10 protein-coding genes are annotated in these 16,452 nt (G+C 70.8%); all 10 read left to right on the forward strand.

All coding sequences use genetic code 11. The annotated features are described in order from the left end of the window. Positions 1 to 676 precede the first annotated feature (676 nt). The 10 genes from QF027_RS42820 (at position 677) to QF027_RS42865 (ending at position 16,450) form a co-directional block, all read left to right on the forward strand. Positions 677 to 2,047: a sugar transferase gene (locus QF027_RS42820; protein WP_306973483.1), complete on the forward strand. Its 1,371-nt coding sequence runs from the start codon at positions 677 to 679 to the stop codon at positions 2,045 to 2,047. Between the two features lie 73 nt (positions 2,048 to 2,120). Then, entirely contained in the window at positions 2,121 to 3,437 is a 1,317-nt protein-coding gene (locus tag QF027_RS42825) for a nucleotide sugar dehydrogenase (protein WP_306973481.1), read from the forward strand. Beyond that, the gene (locus tag QF027_RS42830; RefSeq protein ID WP_307080824.1) at positions 3,427 to 4,695 is read left to right on the forward strand and encodes a glycosyltransferase family 4 protein; all 1,269 of its coding nucleotides are present in this window, start codon (positions 3,427 to 3,429) and stop codon (positions 4,693 to 4,695) included. The genes QF027_RS42825 and QF027_RS42830 overlap by 11 nt, the downstream gene beginning before the upstream one ends. Beyond that, positions 4,692 to 6,062: a Wzz/FepE/Etk N-terminal domain-containing protein gene (locus tag QF027_RS42835; RefSeq protein ID WP_306973477.1), complete on the forward strand. Its 1,371-nt coding sequence runs from the start codon at positions 4,692 to 4,694 to the stop codon at positions 6,060 to 6,062. The genes QF027_RS42830 and QF027_RS42835 overlap by 4 nt, the downstream gene beginning before the upstream one ends. Then, positions 6,059 to 7,579, forward strand: coding sequence for a Wzz/FepE/Etk N-terminal domain-containing protein (locus QF027_RS42840; protein ID WP_306973475.1), 1,521 nt, complete (start codon positions 6,059 to 6,061; stop codon positions 7,577 to 7,579). The genes QF027_RS42835 and QF027_RS42840 overlap by 4 nt, the downstream gene beginning before the upstream one ends. A gap of 3 nt (positions 7,580 to 7,582) precedes the next feature. Further along, positions 7,583 to 9,517: an asparagine synthase (glutamine-hydrolyzing) gene (gene asnB / locus QF027_RS42845; RefSeq protein ID WP_306973473.1), complete on the forward strand. Its 1,935-nt coding sequence runs from the start codon at positions 7,583 to 7,585 to the stop codon at positions 9,515 to 9,517. Between the two features lie 16 nt (positions 9,518 to 9,533). Further along, positions 9,534 to 11,729, forward strand: a complete 2,196-nt coding sequence (locus QF027_RS42850) for a bi-domain-containing oxidoreductase (RefSeq protein ID WP_307080826.1) — start codon at positions 9,534 to 9,536, stop codon at positions 11,727 to 11,729. Further along, the gene (locus QF027_RS42855; protein ID WP_307080828.1) at positions 11,726 to 13,678 is read left to right on the forward strand and encodes an alginate lyase family protein; all 1,953 of its coding nucleotides are present in this window, start codon (positions 11,726 to 11,728) and stop codon (positions 13,676 to 13,678) included. The genes QF027_RS42850 and QF027_RS42855 overlap by 4 nt, the downstream gene beginning before the upstream one ends. Continuing rightward, a complete protein-coding gene (locus QF027_RS42860; protein WP_307080830.1) occupies positions 13,675 to 15,216 on the forward strand; it encodes a right-handed parallel beta-helix repeat-containing protein in 1,542 nt (513 codons plus the stop codon). The genes QF027_RS42855 and QF027_RS42860 overlap by 4 nt, the downstream gene beginning before the upstream one ends. 1 nt (position 15,217) lies before the next feature. Then, positions 15,218 to 16,450, forward strand: a complete 1,233-nt coding sequence (locus QF027_RS42865) for an O-antigen ligase domain-containing protein (protein ID WP_307080831.1) — start codon at positions 15,218 to 15,220, stop codon at positions 16,448 to 16,450. Positions 16,451 to 16,452 lie beyond the last annotated feature (2 nt).

Below are 16,452 nucleotides of genomic sequence, written 5' to 3' on the forward strand. Positions count from 1 at the left end.
GCAGGACGCCATCCTGCAACCCGAGACTCCCGTCACCGCAGGTCACGAGGCCCGCCTTCGTGGCCGAAGCACCCGCTGCGGTGATGGCGCAATTGCGCCATCTCCAAATCGTAAGCACATATTCCACACATCCCCCTCTGCAGACGGGTGTCGATGGTCTAGATTGACCTTGCTGCCCATGGTGGGACACAGGGCGACAAATAGTGATCTATGGGTCCGGCGCTGCGGACACTGAGCAGAAACGTCTCGGCGCCAGGCTCGGGGGTGATCGGTTCTTGGAACCCGAGTGGGGGCTCGGGTGCGGGGAGCATCCGAGGTTTCGGTGGGTTCCCGCGCAACTCGAGAGTCTGGCGGGACGTGTACATCCGCTGCTGCCAAGGTGAGTTGCTGACGCAGTTTTGAAGTAGGCATGTCATGCGCGGGGGGTGGTCCCTCCCGGGAGAGGAACAGCGCGGCGCGGGGCGGGGGGGGGTCCTGCGAGGGGAGGAACGGCGGGAGGCGGGGGCCTCCCGGGGGGAGGAACGGTGTCTGGCAATCACGTCGTACCACTGGGGACCGGGGGGGTTCTGTGCGGGAGGGGGGAATAGTCAGGCCCTTTCCGTCGGCGCACGAGCGTCTGACGGATGGGGCGACAGGCCAGTCGGCGAACGACTGGGAGCAGCGGTACCGCCGTACTGTGATCACCAGCGACACCGTGACCACCGCCTTCGTGGTGGCGGGGATCGGAGAGTTCTTCGGGGCCCGGGACGCAGCCAACTGGCATGAGAAATGGGGGATACTCGCGTTCGGCACCGAGCTGCTGGTGCTGGGAGCGTTTGCGGTGAGCCGGGCGTGGGCTCCGGCCGTGCTCGGCCAGGGGGCCGAGGAATTCCGCCGGCTGGGACGCTCGCTGTTCGCGGCGACCGTCGTGCTGGCCCTCGGCGGGATCGCCCTCACCTCGCGCAACATCAAGCTCTGGATCTTCGTTGCGATCCCCGCGATCGCGCTCGTCACCATGACCGCGCGGTATCTGCTCCGCCTCGGGCTGCACAAGCAGCGGAAGGAAGGGCAGTGTCTGAGACCGGTGCTCGCTGCCGGGAGCCCGGCCACCGTGCGCGACCTGATCAGCCGCACCCGTAAGTTCCCGCACCTCGGATGGCGCGTGGACGGGGTGTGCACGACGGACGGTAGCGGGCTCGACGGTGACGAACTGGACGGAGTGCCGGTCCTCGGCCAGCTGACGGACGTCGCCAAGTACGTGGAGAACGACGGCTATCGTGTCGTCGCGATCACACCGGACCCGTACTGGACACCGGACCGGCTGCAGCGGCTGGCCTGGAACCTCGAGGGCAGCGATGCCGAGATGGTCGTGGCCCCGGTGCTGATGGAGGTGGCCGGCCCGCGGCTGCACGTCGACGCCGTGCTCGGGATCCCGATGCTGCGGGTCAGCATGCCGACGTTCACCGGAGGCCGCCGGGCGATCAAGGCGGTCGCCGACCGGCTGGGCGCGGCGATCCTGCTGATCCTGTTCGCGCCGCTGATGCTCTTCGTCGCACTGCTCGTGGTGACGGACAGCCGGGGCGGGGCGTTCTACCGCCAGCGCAGGGTCGGCAAGGACGGCCGCGAGTTCACCATCCTCAAGTTCCGCACCATGGTCGTAGGGGCCGACCTGGCACGTGCCGAGTTGGCCGACCGCAACGAGGGCGCGGGGCTGCTGTTCAAGATGCGCCGGGATCCGCGGGTGACCCGGGTGGGAACGGTGCTGCGCCGGTACTCGCTCGACGAACTCCCGCAGCTTTTCAACGTACTCACCGGATCGATGTCGCTCGTCGGTCCGCGCCCTCCGCTGCCGGAGGAGTCCGCCGCGTACGGCCCGGACATCCGGCGGCGACTGCTGGTCAAGCCCGGCCTCACCGGCCTGTGGCAGATCAGCGGACGCAGCGACCTGCCGTGGGAGGAGGCCGTCCGCCTCGACCTGCGGTACGTGGAGGACTGGTCGCTCGCCCTGGACGCGGTGATCTTGTGGAAGACGCTGCGCGCGGTGCTCTACGGCCAGGGGGCCTACTGATGTGCGGGGGGCGCCGTCCGGACGGCGAGCAGAGCGCAGGCCACAAGGGCCTGCCTGGGGGGAGGAACCGGTCATGAGAATCAGCGTGTTCGGGCTCGGCTACGTGGGCTGCGTGTCGGCCGCGTGCCTGGCCGGCATGGGGCACGAGGTCATCGGCGTGGACGTCAACCAGGTGAAGGTCGACCTGGTCAACGACGGCAAGGCCCCGGTGGTCGAGGAGCGGATCGGCGAGCTCACCGCGGAGGCCGTGCGGACCGGAGCGCTCCGCGCCACCACCGACGTCCGTGAGGCGATCATGGACAGCGAGGTGTCGCTGATCTGCGTGGGCACCCCGTCGGAGCCCAACGGCAGCCTGTGCACCACGTACTTGGAGCGGGTCACCGAGGAGATCGGCGCCGCCCTGGCCGAGCGGGGCGGGCGGCACACCGTGGTGTTCCGCAGCACCATGCTCCCGGGCACCTGCCTGAACCTCCTGGTACCGATCCTGGAGAAGAACATCGGCGGCACCGCCGGAGTGGACGTCGGGGTCGCGGTCAACCCGGAGTTCCTGCGCGAGGGCACCAGCGTGCGGGACTTCTTCGACCCGCCCAAGACGGTCATCGGCGAGCTCGACCCGGCCAGCGGCGACGTGGTGGCGGCGCTGTACGAGGGCCTGCCCGGCGAGGTGTTCCGGGTGCCGGTCCCGACGGCCGAGGCGATCAAGTACGCGGACAACGCGTTCCACGGCCTGAAGATCGGCTTCGCGAACGAGCTGGGTGCGGTGTGCCAGGCGCTCGGGGTGGACTCGCACCAGGTGATGGACGTGTTCCTGGCCGACCGCAAGCTGAACATCAGCTCCGCCTATCTGCGGCCCGGCTTCGCCTTCGGCGGCTCCTGCCTGCCCAAGGACCTGCGCAGCCTGGTGTATGCGGCGCAGCGGGCCGACGTCTCGGTGCCCATCCTCTCCCACGTGCTGCCCTCCAACTCCGACCATCTGCAGCGGGCGGTGGACCTGGTGGAACGCACCGGCAAGCGCCGGGTGGGCCTGTTCGGGCTGTCCTTCAAACCCGGCACCGACGACCTCCGGGAGAGTCCGCTCGTCGAGCTGGCGGAGCGGCTCCACGGCAAGGGGTACGACCTGCGGATCCACGACGCCAACGTGAGCCTCTCCCGGCTGATCGGCGCGAACCGCGAGTACATCGAAACCCGGCTGCCGCACCTCGCGCAGCTGCTCGCGGACTCCGTCGAGGAGGTGCTCGACCATGCCGAAGTGTGCCTGGTCGGGACGAAAGACCCGGCCGTCCTCGCGGCCCTGCCTCATGGCGGCGGCCCGGTGATCGTCGACCTCATCCGCCTTCCCGACGCCGAGACGCGCCGGACCGAACCGGGATACATAGGCCTTGCTTGGTAACGAAGTCAGAGGCGACGGCTCGGGCCGGCGCGCGCTGATCCTGGTGGAGAACCTGTCGGTGCCGTTCGACCGACGGGTGTGGCAGGAGTGCACGACACTGCGCGACGCGGGCTGGGAGGTGCACGTCATCTGCCCGCGTGGCGAGAAGCGGGACACGGAGCCCGAGGCGTTGATCGACGGGGTGCGGATCCACCGCTACCCGTTGCGCGCCGCCACCGGAGGACCGGCCGGCTATCTGCAGGAGTACGGAACGGCGCTCTGGCACACGGCCCGGCTCGCCCGCAAGGTCGGCCCGGTCCACGTGGTGCACGCCTGCAACCCGCCCGACCTGCTGTTCCTGTCGGCCCGTTGGCTGCGGCGGCGCGGCGCACGGTTCGTCTTCGACCAGCACGACCTGGTGCCCGAGCTGTACCTCTCCCGCTTCGACCGCGGCAAGGACCTGCTCTACCGCGCCGTGTGCGCGCTGGAACGGCGGACCTACCGGGCCGCGGACGTCGTGCTCGCCACGAACGAGAGCTACCGGGACGTCGCCGTGAGCCGCGGCGGCAAGCGGCCGGAGGACGTCTTCGTGGTGCGCAGCGCGCCCCAGATCGAGCGGTTCCAACCGGTGCCGCCCGAGCTGGAGTTGAAGCGCGGCAAGCCCCATCTGCTGTGCTACCTGGGCGTCATGGGCCCGCAGGACGGCGTCGACTACGCCCTGCGCGCCCTCGCGAAGCTGCGCGACGAGTTCGGGCGGACCGACTGGCACGCGGTGTTCGTCGGATCCGGCGACGCCTTCGACGCGATGGTGGAGCTGTCCCGGCAGCTAGGGCTCACCGATCAGGTGCAGTTCACCGGGCGCATCCCGGACGCCGACCTGGTGCGCTACCTGTCCACCGCGGACGTGTGCCTCTCTCCCGACCCGCGCAATCCGCTCAACGACGTGTCGACCATGAACAAGGTCCTGGAGTACATGGCGATGGGCCGGCCGATCGTCTCCTTCGACCTGAAGGAGGCGCGCGTCTCCGCCGGTGACGCCGCCGTCTACGCGTCGGCCAACGACGAGTCCCAGTTCGCCGAGCTCATCTCGGTGTTGCTGGACGATCCGGACAAGCGGGCCCGGATGGGCAAGATCGGCCAGGAGCGGATCGGCGGGCAGCTTTCCTGGAGCAACTCGCAGGCGTCGCTGCTCGCCGCCTATACCGCCGCGTGCCGGGACCGCAATGCGGTGTCGGCCAGCGGTCCGGTGCGCACAAGGAAGAAGAGGCAGCGCAGTTGAACGAAGACACCATCCGCCTCGTCACGATCGGGCGGATACTCCGGCGGCGGTGGCGGCTTCTGGCCGTCCTCGCCGTGGTGGGCGCACTGTTCGGTTACGGCACCTCGGTGCTGGTGTTCCCGCCGCGATACACCGCGTCGGCACCGGTACTGCTGCCAGGGGTGTGGGAGGAACGAGAGCTGCTCACCCAGGTCGACATCGCCACCAGCCTGACCGTGGTCGACCGTGCGGCCGACGCTCTGCACTGGTCCGACGTCAGCCGCTCCGAGCTGCGGGACCGCGTGAGCGCCACGGCCGGCGACGGGAACATCATCACGATCGCGGGTACGGCCGACACCCCGGAGCGCGCGCAGCGGCTCGCCGACGGGGTGGCCCAGCAGTTCGTGCAGTTCGCCGCGGAGGTCGCGGGCAGCGGCGCAGACGCCTCAGCGGTCACGCGGACCGAGGCGCTGCGCAAGCAGGTGGCGGAGACCAACCGGCGCATCTCCGAACTGGCCAAGGCGGCCGATCCGGGACAGACCGTGGAGAGCGTTCAGTCCCGCACGGCGCTCGAGAACCTGCGCACCTCGCTGGAGGCGGCCATGAAGAAGCTGCAAGAGGCCGACCCGTCGACCGACAAGTCAGGCATGGTCGTCATGGGGCAGGCCGCCCGTCCCACCGGTGAGGCGCCGCCGACGAGGATTCAGCTCATCGTGGGCGGGGCGCTGGTCTTCTTCCTGCTCGCGGTCGTCGGCCATCTCGTCGCCGCCCGGATGAACCGCCGACTGCGTACCGAACCCGAGATCGCCGCGGCACTGGGCTCGACGCCGCTGGGCGTCGTGGACGTGCCCGGTGAATGGCCCGCGCTCGGGCCGGACGGCGTGGGCCGGCGAGCCCGGATCCGCCGGTTCCTCGGCGCCGACACCCCGTGGAACGTACCGGCCCTGCAGAAGTCCGGCGACGAGGCCGGCAGACGGCTCCGTTACCGGCGGGTGTGCGTCCGCCTCCGGGAGCAGCTGCCGGCTCCCCGGCGGCTGCTGGTCGTCGTACCGGACGGCGACGAGATCGCCCGCCGGGCCGCGGGGCAGCTCCTTGCCGAGGCCAAGAACGATCCGCTGCTGCGGGTGGTGGAGGTGTCGGTGGACCGGCCGATCGTGCCGGACCGAGGGACGGAGAACGGTGCCGTGGTGGTCCTCAGCGCGAACAGCTGGACCGCGGAGGAGCTCGCCGGCATCGCCGAGGCGTGCGCGGACGGTCGGCACGAGGTCGTCGGCGTCGTCGTCGCAGGCCCGGTCCAGGCCCGCCCTACGCGTTCTGCCGCCGACCTGCCGGACGACGCCACTCTGACGTTCGCGGTCCCCGGCCGCGCGACGGGAGGTCGGGCGTGACGACGAACACGACTTCACCCGAGTCGGCCGCCAGCCCGCTCCTGGACCTTCAGGCGCTGGTGGTGGCGGTGCGCAGGCGCCGCCGCCTGTGGTGCGCCATGGCGGTCCTGGGCTTCCTGGCCGGCGCGGCAGTGGCGGTCCTGATGCCGCCGCCGCCGAGCGCGACGACCAAGGTCCTGGTCGCCCACGCGGAGGACCAGCCGAACGACACCGGAACGCTGATGCGCACCGATGTCGCGCTGCTGCAGACCACGCGCATCGCCGACGCGGCCCTGAAGTCCCTCAAGTCCCCGGAAAAACCTGAGGACTTCATGAAGGACTACCGGGGCACCGGCCTGACCAACAACCTGCTGCAGATCGAGGTGAGCGGCGACAACGACGCGCAGGCGGTGGCCCGGGCCAAGGCGCTGGCCGACGTGTTCGTCGCGGACCACGTGCAGCGAATGAAGGCAACCGCGCAGGCCGAGTCCAAGGCCCTGCTCGACCAGCGAGACCGCACGCGCGACGAGCTCGCCACGGTCAACAAGGAGATCAACGACCGCGCCACGGCAGGCGAGACGACGGGGGCGGCGGGCATCGAGTCGCTCTACGCCCGCCGCGCCGAACTCAACTCGCGGATCGCCGACTTCGACCAGCGCGCCGCCGAGGCCCGCACCGGCACGCCCGCGGTCGTCGCCGGCACGCAGATCGTGGACGCCCCGAGCGCGGTACGGCACTCCCTGCCCAAGGCCGCTGCCACCGACGCCGTGGTCGGACTCGTCCTCGGGCTCTTCCTCGGACTCGCGCTGGCCGCGGTCGGCGTGGTGGTCGGGGACCGCCCCGTACTGCGCCGGGACATCGCGGCCAACCTGGGTGCCTCGGTCATCTCGGAGCTGCCCCGCCGGTCGGGCAGGCCGTGGCAGCGCCGAAGGACCCGGCTGGCACGCGAACGGCTCACCGCGTCCCTGGCCCGCACCGCGCGCGGATCCGCGGAACCGTTGTCGCTGCTGGAACTGGGCTGTGCGCGCAGCACGAGCGCGATCGCCCTGAACGTCGCCAGGGCACTGGCGGCCGACGGGCCCGTGGTCGTCGTCGACGGTCTACCGGGCTCGGAGCTCTCCGGCCGCCGCCCGAAGCCGGGGGACCCCACCGTGGTCAGCGGCCAACAGGCCACGACAGTGCCGGACCACGGGCGCCTGCTCGGCGTCGGCTCGGTGGCACCCGGCACCGCGTGGACCGACCTCCAGTACCTCGGTACCCAGACCGTGCTCGTCGTGCGTGCCGGGCACGGCAGCGCCGCATGGCTGCACACCGTGGCGCGGCAACTCGCGGACCAGCGCATCGCGGTGGTCGGTGTGGTGCTGATCGACCCCGATCCGCGGGACCGGACCGACGGCACGCTCTGGGACGGGCTGCACATCGCGCTGCGGGGGCGCAGCGAGCGGACGGCCCGGCAGAACGGGACCGGCCAGGTGAAGACGGACCGACAGCCGATGTGGGCCGCACGAGTCCCGGACAGCGACCAGGAGGTGCGGTAGGACATGTGTGGCATCGCAGGGACTTACCGATGGCCGGACGGCAAGATGGTGACCGACCGGCTCACCGACACCCTCGCCCACCGCGGCCCGGACGGGGCGGGCCGGTACGGCCACCCCGTCGGTGACGGCGAGGTGCAGCTCGGACACCGCCGGCTGTCCATCATCGACCTGTCCGAGACCGGCGCCCAGCCGATGGTCTCCGACGGCCTCGCCCTGACGTACAACGGCGAGCTGTACAACGCGCCCGAGCTGCGTGCCGAACTGACAGCCGCCGGGGTGCGCTTCCGCGGTACCTCCGACACAGAGGTGCTGCTCGAGGCCTGGCGACGCTGGGGCACGGACTGCCTGCCCCGGCTGCGCGGCATGTTCGCGTTCGGCATCTTCGACGAGCGCACCGGCGAACTGGTGCTGGTCCGCGATCAGTTGGGCATCAAGCCGCTGTTCCTGCTCAGGCGCGGCGAGGGCCTGATGTTCGCCTCCGAGCTCAAGGCGCTCGCCGGCGCGACCGGTGGATCGCTGGAGGTGGACCACGCGGCGCTGGTGGCCTCGCTCCTCTACTACTGGGTGCCGGACTCACGGTGCGCCTTCCGCGAAGCGGAGAAGCTGCCGCCGGGGAGCTGGCTGCGGTGCCGACCCGACGGCCGGGTGGAGCGCGGCCGGTTCTGGAACCTGAAGGACGTCGCCGCCGAGGGCCAGGAACGGGCCAGGGCCGGTGAACGGCCGGACCTGGCCGCCATCGTCGAGGAGTCGACCCGGCAGCACCTGCTCTCCGACGTCCCCGTGGCCACCTTCCTGTCCGGCGGCCTCGACTCGAGCTGGCTGACCGCCCTCGCGGCCCGCCACCAGCCGGGGATCTCCGCCTACACGATCGGGTTCCGCGCCGAGGACGCCAGGTTCGAGGCGATGCCCGACGACCTGCGCTACGCCCGGCAGGTGGCCGAGCAGTTCGGCGTAGACCTCCACGAGATCGAGATCGCCCCGAACGTGCTCGACCTGCTGCCGCAGATGACGTACCACCTGGACGAGCCGATCGGCGACCCCGCGGCGATCAACACCTTCCTGATCTGCCAGGCCGCCCGGGAGGCCGGGGTCAAGGTGATGCTCTCGGGGATGGGCGCCGACGAGCTGTTCGCCGGATACCGCAAGCACCTGGCCAACCTCCTTGCCCTGCGATACCAGCGCGTCCCGCGGCCACTGCGGCGCGGGGTGTCCGCGGCCGTGGACCGGCTGCCGGTCGCCACGTCCCGCCGGGGCCTGAGGTCGGTGCGCTTCGCGAAGCGGTTCCTGTCCTTCGCCGATCTGCCGGAGGAGACCGCGTTCCGACGCAGCTACACCATGTACGACCAGGACGAGCTGCTCGCCCTGGTCGATCCGGACCTGGCCGGGACGGTCGACGACGTACTGACCGAACACGCGGACATCTACCAGGACAACGAGCTCGACGACTTCGTCAACCGCATGTGCCTGGGCGACGCCCGGATGTTCCTGCCGGGCCTGAACCTGGCCTACACGGACCGGTCGAGCATGGCCGCGTCGACCGAGGTGCGGGTGCCGTACGTGGACGTCGAGGTGGTCAAGGCGGCGTTCGCCGTGCCCGGCGACCGCAAGATCGTCGGACGGCAGGGCAAGGCCGTCCTCAAGGAGGCGGCCACCTCGATTCTGCCCCGGGAGATCGTGTACCGGCCCAAGGGCCTGTTCAGCGCCCCGTTGCGGGCCTGGATGAGCCGGGACCTGGCACCACTGGTGCGCGAGGTGGTCAACGACGGCGAGCTCGTGCGTTCCGGGTTCCTGCGCCGTGACGCGCTGAACCGGATGGTCGCCGAGGACGCCGCCGGGCAGCAGGACTTCTCCAAGCATCTGTGGCATGTGCTGACCCTCGAGTACTGGTACCGCGACGCGACCTCCGGGTCCGGCCAGAGCACTCGGCAAACGGCTTAGGAATCAGGGGACTTCGGTGAAACAGGTCGTACAGAACTACAAGAGCGGCGAGCTGGCGGTGCTCGACGTGCCGGTGCCGGGGTGCAAGCCGGGCGGTGTGCTGGTCCGCACCGCCTACTCGCTGATCTCCACCGGCACCGAGCTCATGAAGGTGTCCGAGGCCGGCATGTCGATGCTGGGCAAGGCCCGCTCCCGCCCCGACCAGGTGGCCAAGGTCATGCAGAGCGTGGCCACCAACGGGGTGCCCGCCACGTACCGCAAGGTGATGGGCAAGCTGGACTCCTACACGCCGCTGGGCTACTCGCTGTGCGGGGTGGTCGAGCAGGTCGGCGCCGGGATCGACGACGTGAAGGTCGGCGACCTCGTGGCCTGCGCCGGCAACGAGCACGCGCTGCACGCCGAGCTGAACTGGGTGCCGAAGAACCTCTACGCCCCGGTGCCGGACGGCCTCGCGCCGCAGCACGCCTCCTTCGGCACCGTCGGGTCGATCGCGATGCAGGGCGTCCGCCAGGGCGAGCCGCAGCTCGGCGAAGTGGCACTCGTCATCGGCCTCGGGCTGATCGGCCAGCTGGTGGTGCAGCTCCTGGCCGCCTCGGGAGTCCGCGTCGTCGGCGCCGACCCCGACCCGGTGCGCTGCGAGCTCGCCGAGCGCCTGGGTGCCGCGGCCTGCGGCGACCCCGCCTCCGCCGCCGTGGAGAACGCCGTCGCCGAACTCACCGACGGACACGGCGTGGACCAGGTGTACCTGGCCGCCGGCGGCGGCAGCAACCAGCCCGTCGAGCTGGCCGCCAAGCTGGCCCGGGACCGCGGCCGGGTCGTCGACATCGGCAAGTGCCGCCTGGACCTGCCGTGGAACGCGTACTACGAGAAGGAACTCGACGTCCGCTTCTCCCGCAGTTACGGCCCCGGCCGCTACGACCCGTCGTACGAGCTGGAGGGGCGCGACTACCCGATCGGCCACGTGCGCTGGACCGAGCGCCGCAACCTGGCCTGCTTCCTCGACCTCGCCGCCCGCGGCAAGGTCGACGTGGAGCCCCTGATCTCCCATGTCGCCGACTTCGACGACGCCGTCGAGACCTACCAGCGCCTGAAGGACGGCGAGCTCAAGGCCATCACCGCGCTGTTCCGGTACCCCGAACAGGCGGGGGAAGCGGAGGAAGCGAAGGCCCCGGTGGTCGCCGTGCCCGCGGTGAATGTGAAGCCGAGTCCGGCCCGGGCTGCCAGTTCACCGGTGCGTCTCGCGTTCGTCGGCGCCGGAAACTACGCGACGTCGATGCTGCTGCCGCACCTGGCACAGCGCGAGGGCGTCGAGCTGTCGACCGTCGTCACCACGACGGCGCTGTCCGGAGCCAACGCGCAGCGGAAGTTCGGCTTCGCCAAGGCGACCACCGACCTCGACGCCGTGCTCGGCGACAAGTCCATCGACGCGGTGTTCGTGGTCACCCGGCACAGCTCGCACGCCGAACTGACCCGGCAGGCCCTCCTGGCCGGCAAGACCGTGTTCGTGGAGAAGCCCCTGGCCCTCACCGAGGACGAACTGGCCGGCGTGCTCGCGGCGGTGGAGGAGTCCGGCAACGACCGGCTCCAGGTGGGCTTCAACCGCCGGTTCGCGCCGCTGCTGCAGGAGGCCAGGACGCGGTTCGGCGCCCGGACCGGTCCGGCGAACCTCCGCTACCTGGTCAACGCGGGCCGCCTCACGCACGGCAGCTGGTACCTCCAGCAGGGCACCGAGGGCTCGCGGTTCGCCGGCGAGGGCGGACACTTCATCGACACGGCGAGCTGGCTGCTCGACGCGGACCCGGTCTCGGTGTACGCGACCGCCACGTCCGGCAACGAGGACCTGCAGGTCGTGCTGCGCTACCCGGACGGTTCCACCGCCACCATCAGTTACGTCACCACTGGCCCGTCCGGCTTCCCCAAGGAGACGCTGGACCTGGTCGCGGACGGCCGCGCGCTGCGACTCGACGACTTCGTGCGAGCGTCGCTGTATTTGGACGGCAGGGCCGGCCGTAAGAAGTGGGTCAGTTCGCGGCTGCCCAAGGCCCGGGACAAGGGCCAGAACGCCGAACTCGCCGCGTTCATCAAGGCAGTTCGGGCCGGCGGTCCGATGCCGGTGCCGCTGGAGTCGCTGGTCGCCACCACGGCGGCCACCCTCGCCGTGCAGGCCGGCCTGGCCGGTGGCGTGCCGGTGACGTTGGCGAGGTCCCGATGACCATGAGCGTGGGCTGGTACCTCCGGCGGCTGTCCCGGATGGGGCCGCAGGAGGTCGCGGGCCGGGTGGGCGACACGGCGCGCAGGCGGCGCTGGCGGTCGGCGCCGCCCGACTGTCCGAGCGTGACCGGCGCCCGGTTCACCGCTGTACTGCCCGCCGGGGCGATCTCCGCCGTACCCGCCGACGCCGCGAAACGCCTCATTGCCGAGGCGGACCGGCTGATGGACGGGCACGCCGAGTTCTTCGGCGTGGTCCGCGACGACCTGGCCGACCCGGACTGGTGGCGCGACCCGAAGACCGGGCGCCGGGCCCCCTCGGGCTACGCCTTCGACGTGCCGTACCGCAGTGAGGACGCGGTCGGGGACATCAAGCAGATCTGGGAGCCGTCCCGGCACCAGTACCTCACCCAGCTCGCGGCCGCCTACGCGATCACCGGGAACGAGCGGTACGCCGAGCGCGTGGCCGAGCACCTGCGGTCGTGGTGGTCGGCCAACCCGCCGCTGCGCGGCGTCCATTGGATCAGCGGCATCGAGCTGGGCATCCGGCTGCTGTCCTGGGTGTGGATCCGCCGACTGCTCGACGGCTGGCCGGGCGCGGCCGACTTGTTCGAGGGCAACCCGGTGGCGCGGAACCAGATCTGGCACCACCAGCGCTGGCTGGCCGCCTTCCCCAGCCGGGGGTCTTCGGCGAACAACCACGTCATCGCCGAGGCCGCCGGTCAGTTCGCCGCGGCCTGCGCGTTCGACTGGTTCCCCTCCTCGACGCGCTGGCGAGCCGACGCGCTGCGCTCGCTGGATCGGCATCTGCGCGGTAACACCTACGGCTCGGGCCTCAACCGCGAGCTGGCCACCGAGTACCACGGACTGGTCCTGGAGCTCGGCCTGGCCGCGTTGGCCGAGGCGGATGCCGCCGCAGTGCCGGTCCCCGCGTCCGTCCGTCTTGTGCTGCTGCGCATGACCGACGCGCTCGCGGCCGTCGTGGACAACCGGCTCCGGCCGCCGCGTCAGGGGGACGCGGACGACGGGCACGGTCTGATCGTGGACGGCGCGGGCACCGACCGCTGGGCCTCGCTGCTGGCCACCGGGGACGCCGTGTTCGGCCGGCTCGACTGGTGGCCGGAGGTGACCGTCACCGATGTGCGCACCCCGCTGCTGGCCGCGCTCGTCAAATCCACCGAACTGTCCGTGACCCGCCCGGCGAGCCGGCCGGCCCACTTCGCCGACGCGGGCATGACGATCCTGCGCGGCCCGGAGGAGATCTGGTGCCGCTGCGACGGCGGGCCGCACGGCTTCCTGTCCATCGCCGCGCACGCCCATGCGGACGCGCTGTCCGTGGAGGTCCGGCACGACGGGGTCGACGTGCTCGCCGACCCGGGGACGTACTGCTACCACGGGCAGCCCGAGTGGCGGCAGTACTTCCGATCGACCCTCGGCCACAACACCCTGCAGCTGGACGGCGGTGACCAGTCCGTCTCCGGCGGCCCGTTCCTGTGGACCCGGCATGCCGAGAGCCGTGTCCTGGTCGCGGACGCGTCCGGCGAGGTGGCCCGCTGGTCTGCCGAGCACGACGGCTACCAGGGGTCCGTGCACCGCCGCCGGGTGGAGCTGACGGCCGCGAGCCAGCAGCTGAGGCTGGTCGACGAGGTGAGCGGCCCGCGCCGGACCGTGAACCTGGCGTTCCACCTCGGCCCGGCGATCACCGCCGACCTGGTCGGGAATCGGGCACAGCTCACCTGGACCCGCGACGGCGAGGACCGCTCCGCCGTACTCGACCTGCCCGCGCAACTGTCCTGGCAGGCGCACCGCGGCGAGACCGAACCGCCGCTGGGCTGGTACTCCGCCGGATTCGGGCGCAAGGAACCCACCACCACCCTGATCGGCACCGGCTCCACCGACGGCACGGAGAGTTTCACCACCGTGCTCGGGTTCCGCGGCCAGGGGGGCACGTGAGGATCAAGAGGCGGCCCTGGGCGTTGGCGGCGGCACCGCTGACGCTGGCCCTGCTGGCGGCGACCGGCTGTGACAGCAGCACGCCGGAAGCCAGTGCGAACCCGACCGCCGCGCCGACCACGTCCGGGGTGCGCTCCACGTCCCTGGCCCGGGTGTGCGCCAACCCCGCGGCCGGGCCGACCAAGGCACCGGCGGGTGCGGTGACGGTCGACCCCGCGAAGGTCGGTGACCTGGCGGCCAAGACCAAGAGCCACCCCCCGAACACCACGTTCTGGCTCCGACCGGGAAAGCACAGGCTCGACCCGGACCGCTACGCCCAGGTGTTTCCCAAGAAAGGGGACCGCTACCTCGGTGCGCCGGGCGCGGTGCTCGACGGCGGGAAGAAGAACCAGTACGCGTTCAGCGGCAGCGCCCGCGACGTCACCATCCGCTACCTGACCGTGCAGCATTTCGTGGCGCCGTCGGACGAGGGCGTGGTCAACCATGACTCGGCCGACGGGTGGGTGATCGAGAACGCGACGATCCAGGACAACGCCGGTGCCGGGCTGATGGCCGGTGCCCGCCAGCAGGTCCGCGCCAGCTGCCTGCGGAACAACGGCCAGTACGGCATGAACGCGTACAAGGGCAAAGGCCGTATCACCGGCCTGGTGGTCGAGGGCAACGAGATCGTGGGCAACAACACCGGCGACTGGGAGCGGCGCAAGCCGGGCTGCGGCTGCACCGGAGGCATCAAGTTCTGGGCCGTCGACGGCGCCGACGTGCGCGGGAACTGGGTGCACGACAACCGGGGAACCGGGTTGTGGGCGGACACCAACAACAACGACTTCCTCATCGAGAACAACGTGATCGAGGCCAACGACGGCGCCGCCCTGATCTACGAGATCAGCTACAACGCGATCATCCGGAACAACACGATCCGGCGGAACAACTGGGTCGAGGGCCGCAAGGCGGCCGACAGCGGCGACAGCTTCCCGTTCGCGACCATCTACCTGTCGGAATCGGGCGGCGATCCAAGGATCAAGGCCCGCACCGACAAGATCGAGGTCTACCGGAACGTGCTGGAGAACAACTGGTCCGGGATCACGCTGTGGGAGAACGCCGACCGGTTCTGCAACAGCCCGGCCAACACCTCGTCCGGTGACTGCACGTTGCTGGTGAAGAAGACCGACAGCTGCGCGAAGCCGGCGATCGCCAAGGCGCCGCTGTACGCCGACTGCCGGTGGAAGACCCAGCGGGTGGACATCCACGACAACCGCTTCGTGCTCGACAAGTCCGTCGTCAAGTGCACGACGAAGTGCGACCGCATGGCGGTGTTGTCCAACTACGGCACCTATCCGGACTGGTCGCCGTACCAGGGCGAGAAGGTGGCCGACGCGATCACGCAGAACCAGCACAACCGCTGGCACGACAACGTCTACGTCGGACCATGGCAGTTCGTCGCCCACGACCCGAGCAAGGTGCTCGACTTCGAGGCCTGGCAGGGCATGCCGTACCAGCAGGACGCGGGCAGCACCCTCGTCCCACGGGCCGGTGGTTGAGATGGAGGCAGAGCGCACGCCGAAGATCGTCGGGGTGGTCTGGGGGCTGCTGGTCCTCAACACGCTTGGTTCCACCGGGGCGAAGACCATCGTCCCGCTGCCCCGCTCCCTCATCCAGATGGTCACCATGGGCGCGCTGGTAGCCGCGTTCGCGCTGGCGCTCGCGATCAATCTCCGGTTGCGCATCCGAGCCAGCGCGTACGTGTTCCTGCTCACCCTGCTGCTGGTGACGAGCGTGATCTCCAGCGCTCACCTGGAGTCCGGGTTCGGCGCGCTGTTCCGCTGCTTCAGGCTGACGCTCTTCGTCGGCACGCTGTGGCTGCTCAGCCGCTGGTGGGACGGCAGCCTGACGTTCGTACGGCACCACATCCGGATGTACTTCGCAGTGCTCGGGTCGGTGGCCCTCGGCCTGGCCGTCTCACCGGGCGCGGCCCTGCCTGACCTCTACGGCGGGCGGCTGGTCGGCGCGTTGTGGCCGCTCACCCCGCCGCAGATCGGCCAGTACGCCGCGGTGATCATCGGGCTCACCGTGCTGCTCCTGCTGGGCCGCCGGACCGACAGGACCAGCGCGGCGGTGGTCATCGTGCCGTCACTCGTCCTGCTCGCGCTGACCCATACCCGGACGGCCACGCTCGGCCTGCTCCTCGGGCTGGTGTTGGCGATCGGCTCGCTCCTGCTGACCAGCGTCGCGGCCCGCCGCTTCTTCACCTGGGCGGTGGTGTGCGCCACGGTGGCCACGGTGGGGTTCGCCTCCGCGCTGCAGGCGTGGTTCCTGCGCGGACAGAGCAAGGACAACTTCTCCAGCCTCACCGGTCGCGCCAAGGTCTGGGACGCCCTGCTGGCCGCGCCCCGGTCGACCGGGGAGAAGTGGTTCGGCGTGGGTCTGGGCGACAAGTCGTTCGGCGGTCTGCCGATCGACAACAGTTGGCTGGCCGTCTACAACGAGCAGGGCCTGATCGGCGTCACCCTCGTCGCGGCGATCATCGTCGTGCTGGGCGGCGTCGCGTTGCTGCGGCCACCGTCGCTGCAGCGGGCCTGCGCGATCTTCCTGATCAGCTACTGCGCGATCGCCTCGTACACCGAGGCCGGCCTCGGCGACGCCTCGCCGTATCTGCTGCATCTGGCCCTGGCCGCCGCGCTGTTGGTGGCACCTGCCGAGGCCACCCCCCTCGCGACGCCCGTCGTCCCCCGACAACGCATCCCGCGCTGGGCCCAGAGATCGGAGGTGAGGTGAGC

It is taken from the genome of Streptomyces canus (genome assembly GCF_030816965.1).
Lineage (GTDB): Bacteria > Actinomycetota > Actinomycetes > Streptomycetales > Streptomycetaceae > Streptomyces > Streptomyces canus_E.